Here is a 9,696-nt window from a genome sequence, read left to right on the forward strand (position 1 = left end):
CCAGCGACACGTGCCCGACTCGATACCATCACTACGCTACGTTCTCAGCCTCGCGCTCGCAGCTAGCTTGCCGCGCTGTCCATGTTGCGGACGAGCACCCGTTCAGAACACCTCGTGAATTTATGACACAGTAAGACTAGGCCGCCGTTATCTTCCCCGGGACACGGAGTTCTGCGAGGAGAGGCGACTTTACCGTGATGTGGCGTTCCTTCCCAATGCAGTCGTGCTAATGCAACCGCGTCGCCTGCACTTCCTGCGTGGCAACCACATGCGCAGCGTCTTCCTCATCCGCCATGCCGATCTCGCTCTTCAGCATCGCGATCGCGGTCGCCGCCACTTGCCGCGTGTCGTAGTACGCGTAGCCACCCACGCCAATCGCGCCGATGATCGGCATCCAGCGCGACAGGCCCTCTCCCAGTGCACGCTGCGTGACTTTCACGCCGATCTGCTTGGCGACACGTTCGATCACGCTGTAAGACACGCGTCGAAAAATCAGGCGATCGCCCAGCCGTATCACCAGATCGCGGAACGCCTGCGCAGAAGTGTGCCGAAACAGGCACCACAGCATCTGCTCGCGACCCAGCTCTGCATGCTTGCCATACGCGGCGGCGATATCGCTGACCAGCTGCGCCTGGATTTTCCAGATCGACACCAGCTCCGGCAGGATCGTCAGCCAGCCGAGCGGGCCAGGCGGCAGGGCGAGCGTGCCGGCCGTCACCGCCGCGCGCTGGGCGGCGCGATGGGCCAGCCGGCGCGCTTCGGTTTCCGGATCGCGATGGCTGTGCACCTTGCTGTCGGGAATCTGGCTGATGAAATCCAGGATCGCCCGCGTCACCCGGTTGCTGGCTTCGTCCTGGTTGACGACGGCCGGAAGATTGCCGCTGCTGGGCTGCGTATCGTTGCGCTCGGTCATCACGCGCTCCCTGAGAACAAACAGACTCGATCATAGTCCGCCGTTGTGCAGCGCTGATGAGGGCGGCATGAACTGTCCGGCAGGCAGGCATGACTTCTGGGAGGGGCATACCGGTGGGTATGAAATGTTATAACATTTCGCACCATCCACTCGCCGACCCCGTCCGGATTCCCCTGCATGAAAGTGTCCCCCCTCGCTCTTGGCCTCAGCCTTGCGTTGTACGCCGCCATGGGTAGTTCCCTCGCCACAACGACCCCGCCCGGAACCGATCAGCCTCCTGCCGCCAACCCGTCCGCTGACACTGCGCAGCCGCCCGCCGCCCCGGATGACGAGGGCGCGCGCAACCGCCGTGGCGCCGGTGCGAAGGAACTCGGGGCCGTGAACGTGAGCGCTGCGTTGGACATGGCGCGCAATAATCTGTCGCCGGATACAGGCAGCAGCGAGTACGTGATCAGCGCACAGAACATCCAGGCACTGCCGCTGGGGGCGTCCACGCCGTTGAACCAGGTATTGCTGCAGGCGCCGGGCGTGGTGCAGGACTCCTACGGCCAGCTGCATGTGCGCGGCGACCACGCCAATCTGCAGTACCGCATCAACGGCATCATGTTGCCGGAATCGATCTCCGGCTTCGGCCAAACGCTCGATCCGCGCATGATCCAAAGCATCAAGCTGCTCGATGGCGCGCTGCCGGCGCAATACGGCGAGCGCACGGCGGCGGTGGTGGATATCACCACCAAGAACGGTACGGATCTGGGCAACGGCGGCGTGGTAGGCATTACCGGCGGCTCGTTTGGCAGCGTCAATCCGTATATGTCGGTGTGGGGCACTAGCGGAAAGTGGAGCTATTACTTCACCGGGAACTACCAGCAGAACAACGTCGGCATCGAAAACCCGACTGCCAGCCGCGATCCGATCCATGACCGCACCAACCAGGCAAAAGGGTTTGGCGATGTCTCCTATCTGATCAACAACGACACGCGCCTGAGTTTTTTGTTTGGCGTGACCAACAACCGCTTCCAGATTCCAAACAATCCCGACCAGACACCGCAATTCGGGTATCTGGATGTCACCGATTTCAACTCCGCCGACTTGAACGAACGGCAGAACGAGCAAACCCGTTTCGGCATGCTGGCATTGCAGGGCAAGCTGGGTGACACCTCTTATCAGGTTGCGCTAGGCCAACGCTTCAGCGGCTTGCAGTACTACCCCGATGACATCGGCGATCTGATGTTCAACGGCGTGGCAGGACAGATCGAGCAAAGCGATCGCGCGTCCACCTTCCAGGCCGATTTCGCCACGCCATGGGGCGGCACGCATACCTTGCGCTACGGCGCGTATTACGAATTCGACCGCGCCGGCACCAACACCAATTCGCTGGTGTTTCCGGCCAACCCGGATGGCAGCCAGGCCAGCACCGTGCCGTTCAACATCTTCACCAGCGATCGCGTGCTCGCCAAGACGGCTGCGCTTTATGTGCAGGACGAATGGGACATCACCGACAACTTCACCCTCAACTACGGATTGCGCGGCGACCGCTACACCGCGTTCCGCGAGGAAAGCCAGCTCAGTCCGCGCGTGGGTCTGGTATGGCAGGCGACCGACAGCACGACCGTGCATGCCGGCTATTCGCGCTATTTCACGCCGCCGCAGACAGAACTGATTTCCACCGGAAATATTCAAGCATTCGCCAACACCACCAACGCGGTGAAGGATTACGGCAACAACACGCCGCTGACCGAACGCTCCAACTACTTCGACGCCGGCGTGCAGCAAAACATCGGCGACTGGACGCTGGGCCTGGACGCCTATTACCGCAAGGTGAGCCGCCTGCAGGACGAAGGCCAGTTCGGTACTGCACTGGTGTATTCCACCTTCAACTACAAGTACGGCCGCGTGCGTGGCAGCGAATTTTCCGCCACGTACAACCATGGCCCGATCTCGGCGTATTTCAATGCTGCCTACAGTCGCGCCATGGGCAAGGACGTCATTACCAGTCAATACAACTTTGCGTCGGACGAGCTGGCTTACATCGCCGACAACTGGATCCACCTGGATCACGATCAGAAGATCACGTCGTCCGGCGGCATCAGCTATGCCATCGACGACGACACCAAGATCGGCGCCGATTATCTGTTCGGCAGCGGTCTACGCGAAGAAGGACTGGTGCCCAATGGACTCTCGCTGCCGTATTACTTCCAGCTCAATGCCAGCGTGTCGCATGACTTCCATTTCGATGGCGTGGGCAAGGTGCACACGCAGCTGGCGTTGATCAATGCGCTGGATCGCTCGTATGAGCTACGCAGCGGCACCGGCGTGGGTGTCGGCGCGCCGCAGTTTGGACCGCGGCGCGGTGTGTATCTGACCTTGGAGAAGCCTTTCAGCTTCTGATCGAACGCGGCTATGAGCTAGGCAGGCCGGGATGAAATCCCAGCATCGGGAGCAACAAGGCTGGGATTTCATCCCGGCCTACGTTCAATGTGCGGCGGGTTGGCCGGTATCTTTGCGCAGCGCCAAGCCTTTCAAGATATTCAACGCCTGCGACAACGCATAATCGCTGGTTGCCAGCTTCGCGTTCTCGGCAGAACCATCATTGTTGATGCCGCCGGTGGCTGCGATTTCATTGGCCAAGTGATGCGGTAGATCGGCTTCGGAGCTGATCGGCACCTGCGAGTCATCCACCTTGGTCACCGCCAGGTCCGCCAGCGCGATGTCCGGCTTGATGCCTTCGGCCTGGATCGAGGTGCCGTTCGGTGTGTAGTAGCGCGCGGTGGTCAGCTTGACGGCGTGGGTCTCATCGAGCGGCAGTACTGTCTGCACCACGCCCTTGCCGAACGTGCGGCGGCCGACGATCAGTGCGCGGTGATTGTCCTTCAGCGCACCGGAGACGATCTCCGCGGCCGAGGCCGTGCCGTTGTCGGTCAGCAGCACCATCGGCGCGCCGTTCAACAGGTCGCCGGGGTGGGCGGAGAAGGTCAGGTTGGAATCGGGCAGGCGGCCGCGGGTGGTCACGATGGTGCCGGAATCGAGGAAGTCATCGCTTACTGCGACGGCGGACGTGAGCAAGCCGCCGGGATTGGAGCGCAAGTCGAGCACCGCGCCCTTTTGCTGGCCGTTCTTCTGCAGCAATCCGCCCAGCTTCTTTTCCAGATCGCCGGCGGTGTCGTCCTGGAACTGGCTGATGCGAATGTACGCGTAGCCGGGCTCCAGCTCGCGCACCTTCACGCTGGTCATCGAGATGCGCTCGCGGGTCAGCGTCATCGAAACCGGCTGCTCGGCCTTTTCGTGCAGGATGCCCAGCGTGATCTTGGTACCGGGCGCGCCACGCAAGTCATCGAACATGCTGTCGATGTTGTCCGGCGTGATGACCTTGCCATTCACCGCGGTGATCACGTCGCCCGGCTTGATGCCGGCGCGCGAGGCGGGCGTGTCATCGATGGGCGACACGATCTTCAGCAGGCCGTTGTCTTCCATCACCTCAATGCCGAGGCCGCCGTACTGGCCGGTGGTGTCCTCGTTGAGCTCCTGCAGGCCGTCCTTGTCGAGGTAGGCGCTGTGCGGATCGAGACCGGCAAGCATGCCCTTGATCGCATCGTTCATCAGGGTCTTGTTGTCGACCTTCTCGACGTAGGCCTGGCGAATGATCTGGTACACATGCGCAAAATTGCGTACGTCGTCCAGGTCCACCTGATCCGCCGGTGCCGCAACGCTCGCCGCCTTCGCTGGCGCGGCCGAACTTTCGGCGGGCGCCACCGCGGGCGCCCCCTGCGCGTGCAGCAGTGGCGTCGCCAGCAACAGGGCGAGCAGGCAGGGACGGGGGAAACGCATGGGGCAAAACTCCATAGGAAAGGATGTGACGGTTGCGTTGAGACCGCGGCGCACCGTCGGAAATTCAGTCAAAAGGATACGCCGAACTTGGCTGCAAATGCCTGCGTTTTACCTGCGCTTACCGTTTCTGGCTCAACCACGTCCGCGGATCGACCGGCTTGCCGTTCTGCCGCAGCTCGAAATACACCCCGGTGGTGTCGCCGGTGCTGAGCGAGGCCGTACCCACCGCTTCGCCGGCATCGACGTCGTCGCCTACGGCGTGCAGCAGGGTTTCGTTGTTGCCATACATGCTCAGCCAGCCATTGCCGTGGCTGAGAATGATCAGCTGGCCGTAGCCGCGTAGAAAGTGCGCATACACCACTCGTCCACGCGCCACCGCGTGCACGTCGGCGCCGCGAGGTGCGGCGATCAGCACACCGTTGCCGAAGTTATGCACCGGACCCGGCGCCGGCCAGGGCAGGTTGCCGCGGATGTTGGCCAGCGCCTTGCCGCCGCCACTGGGCACGGTGGGGTTGGCGCGCGCCTTGCGCTCTGCTTCGCGCGCTGCTTCGTCGATGGCCTTCTGCAGTTTGGCCAGCAGGTCGTTCAACGATTGCTCGTTCTGTTTCAGCGCGGCAAGTTTCTGCGCCTGGCTTTTGTATTGGGTATCGATCTGACTGGCGAGCTGCTGCTGTTGCTTGCGCTGCTGCTGCAAGGCGTCGGCCTGCTGCTGGCGTTGCGTGCGGGTCGCCTGCAGCGCCTGTTGCTCGGTGGTGATCTGGTTCTCCAGATCCTGCAGTTTGGCCAATTCGCCCATCAGCTGCTGCACTTTCTGCAAGCGATCCTGCTGGAAGTATTTGGAGTAGGCCAGCGAGCGGGCGATGCGCCCGATGTCCTCATCGCCCAACAACAAGCGCAAGTCGGAACCATGGCCAATGGCGTACGTGGCGCGCAGCAGATCCGCGATCGCCGCACGCTGGCTGCTCAGGCTCCGGTCGAGTGCAGATCGTTGCGTTTGTAACTGATCGAGCTGCTGCTGCTTGGCGGCAATCTGCGCATCGGTATCGCGCACGGCTTTGGCAGCCGTGGCCACAGCATTGGATTGTTTCGCCAATTCGGCATTCACGCTGTCGCGCTTGGCGGCGGTATCGGCCTGCTCCTTGGCCAGCGCCTGCATCTTGCTGCGCAGGTCTGTCAGCTGCTGCTTGGCCTGGGCCTGTTCGGCCTCGGCCTTGTTGTCTTGCGCAGCGCTGACGGCAGCGGGAAAGCTGGCGGAAAGGGTGATCGCAGTGGCTAGCAGGGCAAAAACGAACGGGCGAAGAACACGGAGAGATGTCGGCATGCCGCGGATTATGTCTGAGCTGGACTATCTCCGCGAGACATCAGAAATGGCTTTCTGTGGCGCCTTGGCGGAGACCTTTCAGAGATTGGTCTGTTAGCGCGCACGCATACAACTAACGACTGTTTTTCATTTGGACGTCTAGCCGGCTTTGACGCGACGCACAAGTTGTGCTTAAAGTCGGGTTGCAAGCCATTACGCATGCCGCTTGCCGCTCTCAGGGCGGCAGGCTTTTTGCGCCTTAAGAGCCTGCTTACGATTTCTGCGCAATCCGCGCTTTTAGCCTAAGGGTTGCGTCTGAGCGGTCGCCATGCGGCGGCGCGCGGCTTGACCAGACCACCAGTCTGGCGCTGCGCCACGCACCGCCACCTGACGACCGCTCAAACGCAAGGCGGACTACGCAGGAATCGTAAGCAGGCCCTAACGCCCTCGGGAGGAAATCAGCATCATGTCAGTGTTACCGCGGTTGTACGACCCCAGTTTTGAGCACGATAGCTGTGGCTTTGGTCTGGTCGCCCAGATCGATGGCCGCGCGAGCAAATGGGTGGTCGATACGGCGTTCGCGGCACTGGCCAAACTTTCCCACCGCGGCGGCGTGAATGCCGACGGCGTCACCGGCGACGGCTGCGGCGTGCTGATCCATCATCCGCATTCATGGTTGCGCGCGCTGGCGGTGCAGGCAGGCATCCCGCTGGGCGAGCGTTTCGCCGCCGGCCTGGTGTTCCTTGAATCGGCCGATAGCGAAGCGGCCAAGACGCTGCAGCACTACGTCACAGAAGAACGCCTGCACGTTGCCGGCTGGCGCGACGTGGCAGTGAACGATGGCGCCTGCGGTCCGATTGCCGCCGCCGCCAAGCCGGTGGTGCGGCAGATCTTTATCAACGCCGCCGACAACATGGACGACGCCAGCTTCGAGCGCGCGCTGTTCCGTGCGCGCCGCCGCGCCGAGCACGCGCTGGCGGACGATCCGCAGTTTTATGTGGTATCGCTCTCCGCCCAGGTGATTGGCTACAAGGCCATGGCCGCACCGGGGCGCTTGCGTGACGTGTTCGATGACCTGCGTCATCCGGCGCTCGTCGCCGACGCCGTGGTGTTCCATCAGCGCTTCTCCACCAACACCACGCCGCAATGGCGTCTGGCGCAGCCGTTCCGCCTGCTCGCACACAACGGCGAGATCAACACCATCCGCGCCAACCGCCGCTGGATGCAGACGCGTGCGCAGGTGTGGCGTTCGCCGCTGGTGGACCTGAGCGATATCGGTCCGTTCGTGCGCCAAAGCGGTTCGGATTCGGAAAGCCTGGATAACGCGCTGGAATTATTGCTGGCCGGCGGCCTGGACATGCTCGCCGCCATGCGCGTACTGGTACCGCCCGCGTTCGCCGCGCGCGAAGGCATCGATGAAGACCTCGCCGCGTTCTACGAGTATTACGCCCTGCACAGCGAACCGTGGGACGGTCCTGCGGGCCTGGTGATGTGCGATGGCCGTTACGCGGTGTGTACGCTCGATCGCAACGGCCTGCGTCCCGCACGCTGGGCGCTGTCCGACGACAACCATCTGATCGTCGCCTCCGAAGCCGGTTTGTGGGACGTGCCGAGCGCGCGCGTGATCGCCAAGGGCCGCCTGGCGCCGGGCGAGATGATCGCCGTGGATTTCCAGTCGCATCGCCTGCTGCGCGATGCCGATATCGACCAGATCAACCGCAAGCGCGCACCGTATCGCGATTGGTTGCGCGCGGGCGTGAGCTATCTGGAATCCGATCTGATCGATCCCTCGCTGGCGGCCGAACCGCTGCCGGCTGAAGAATTGCGTTGCTACCAGAAGCTGTACGGCCTCTCGCGCGAAGAGCGCGAAACCGTGCTGAAGGTGATTGCCGAACTGGAGGCCGAAGCCACCGGCTCGATGGGTGACGACACGCCGATCGCAGCGATGTCGCGTCAGGTGCGCCCGTTGTTCGACCGCTTCCGCCAGGCGTTCGCGCAGGTCACCAACCCGCCGATCGATCCGCTGCGCGAAAAGCTGGTGATGTCGCTGGTCACGCAGATCGGTCCGGAAGGCAACGTCTTCGAACTGAAGCCGGAAAACGCAGCGCAAATCCTGATCAACTCGCCGATTCTTTCGCAGCGCAAGCTGCGTCAGCTGGTGGCGATGCCGCAGTACGCCAACGCGCCGCGTTTCGATCTGATGTATGCGTCAGAAGAAGGCCTGGAAGCTGCGCTGCGCCGCCTCTGCCGCGACGTGGCGCAAGCGGTGCGCGATGGCTGCGCGCTGGTGTTCCTCAGCGACCGTTATCCCAATCGTGACCTGCTGCCGATCCATTCGCTGCTGGCGACGGGCGCCGTGCATGCGTACCTGATCGACGAAGGCTTGCGTTGCCACTGCAACATCATCGTGGAGACTGCCGCGCCGCGCGATCCGCATCAGTTCGCCTGCCTGATCGGTTACGGCGCCACTGCGATCTATCCATGGCTCGCCTATCAAAGCCTGTTCGAGCTTGGCCGCGAAGGCCATATCGAGGGTGACCGGGCGGAAATCGGCCGCAGTTACCGCCGTGGCATCCGCAAGGGTCTTTTGAAGATTCTGTCGAAGATGGGCATTTCCACCGTCGCCGGCTACCGCGGTGCGCAGCTGTTCGAAATCGTGGGCCTGGCACCGGAGGTGGTGGAACTGTGCTTCCCCGGCACGCCCTCGCGCATCGGCGGCGCCAGCTTTGCCGATCTGGAGCATGAGCAACGCCTGCTGGCGGCGGAAGCCTGGAACCAGGCGCAGTCGCTGCGTGCAGGCGGCCTGTACAAGTACGTGCACGGCGGCGAGTACCACATGTACAACCCCGACGTGATCGCCAGCCTGCAAACCGCGGTACGCACCGGCAACGTGCGCGACTATCGCGTGTATGCCGACCACGTCGATCATCGTCCGCCCTCCGCGTTGCGTGACTTGCTTGGCTTGAAGGCCGCCACGCCGATACCGCTGGATGAGGTGGAATCGGTCGATGCGATCCTGAAGCGCTTCGATTCCGCCGGCATGTCGCTGGGCGCGTTGTCGCCGGAAGCGCATGAAGCCCTGGCGATCGCGATGAATCGCCTCGGCGCACGCAGCAACTCCGGTGAAGGTGGCGAAGACCCCGCTCGTTACGGCACCGAGAAAGCATCCAAGATCAAGCAGGTCGCATCGGGCCGCTTCGGCGTCACACCGGCATATCTCGTCAATGCCGAGGTGCTGCAGATCAAGGTTGCGCAGGGCGCCAAGCCCGGTGAAGGCGGTCAGCTGCCCGGACACAAGGTGGATGCCACCATTGCGCGCCTGCGTTACGCGAAGCCCGGCATCGGCCTGATTTCGCCGCCGCCGCATCACGATATTTATTCCATCGAAGACCTGGCCGAGCTGATTCACGACTTGAAGGAAGTGAATCCCGAAGCGCTGATCTCGGTGAAGCTGGTCTCGCACGCAGGCGTCGGCACGGTCGCGGCTGGCGTGGTGAAGGCCGGTGCGGACCTGATCACCGTCAGCGGCCACGATGGTGGCACCGGTGCAAGTCCGCTCACCTCGATCAAGTACGCCGGTACGCCGTGGGAACTTGGCTTGGCCGAAACACAGCAAACGCTACGCCGCAATGACCTGCGTGGCCGCGTGCGCCTGCAA

Annotated in this window: 5 protein-coding genes; 2 read left to right on the forward strand and 3 right to left on the reverse strand. The window is 62.8% G+C overall.

All coding sequences use genetic code 11. From position 1 onward, the window contains the following. Positions 1-226: 226 nt before the first annotated feature. On the reverse strand, positions 227-913 hold the full coding sequence (locus VJR68_RS20790) for a hypothetical protein (protein WP_324150732.1): 687 nt from the start codon (positions 911-913) through the stop codon (positions 227-229). Between the two features lie 177 nt (positions 914-1,090). Between VJR68_RS20790 and VJR68_RS20795 the strand changes: the two genes are divergently transcribed. Then, positions 1,091-3,301 (forward strand): TonB-dependent receptor, encoded by a 2,211-nt coding sequence (locus tag VJR68_RS20795; protein WP_324150734.1) that lies wholly within the window; start codon positions 1,091-1,093, stop codon positions 3,299-3,301. 84 nt (positions 3,302-3,385) lie between these two features. Here the strand turns inward: VJR68_RS20795 and VJR68_RS20800 are convergent, their stop codons facing one another. Both VJR68_RS20800 and VJR68_RS20805 read right to left on the reverse strand, forming a co-directional pair. Further along, positions 3,386-4,738 (reverse strand): S41 family peptidase, encoded by a 1,353-nt coding sequence (locus VJR68_RS20800; RefSeq protein ID WP_324150736.1) that lies wholly within the window; start codon positions 4,736-4,738, stop codon positions 3,386-3,388. 118 nt (positions 4,739-4,856) lie between these two features. Next, positions 4,857-6,059 carry a murein hydrolase activator EnvC family protein gene (locus tag VJR68_RS20805; RefSeq protein ID WP_324150738.1) on the reverse strand — a complete coding sequence of 401 codons (1,203 nt, stop codon included), beginning with the start codon at positions 6,057-6,059 and terminating at the stop codon, positions 4,857-4,859. A gap of 451 nt (positions 6,060-6,510) precedes the next feature. Here VJR68_RS20805 and gltB point away from each other — a divergent pair. Further along, positions 6,511-9,696: glutamate synthase large subunit (gene gltB / locus VJR68_RS20810; protein ID WP_414647829.1), on the forward strand; the 3,186-nt coding region annotated here is incomplete at its 3' end.

Source organism: Dyella sp., assembly GCF_035277725.1.
Lineage (GTDB): Bacteria > Pseudomonadota > Gammaproteobacteria > Xanthomonadales > Rhodanobacteraceae > Dyella_B.

Excerpts from the sequence above, each read along its gene's own strand:
- VJR68_RS20790 (WP_324150732.1), bottom strand. The coding sequence starts at position 913 with ATGACCGAGCGCAACGATACGCAGCCCAGCAGCGGCAATCTTCCGGCC.
- VJR68_RS20795 (WP_324150734.1), top strand. The coding sequence starts at position 1,091 with ATGAAAGTGTCCCCCCTCGCTCTTGGCCTCAGCCTTGCGTTGTACGCC.
- VJR68_RS20800 (WP_324150736.1), bottom strand. The coding sequence starts at position 4,738 with ATGCGTTTCCCCCGTCCCTGCCTGCTCGCCCTGTTGCTGGCGACGCCA.
- VJR68_RS20805 (WP_324150738.1), bottom strand. The coding sequence starts at position 6,059 with ATGCCGACATCTCTCCGTGTTCTTCGCCCGTTCGTTTTTGCCCTGCTA.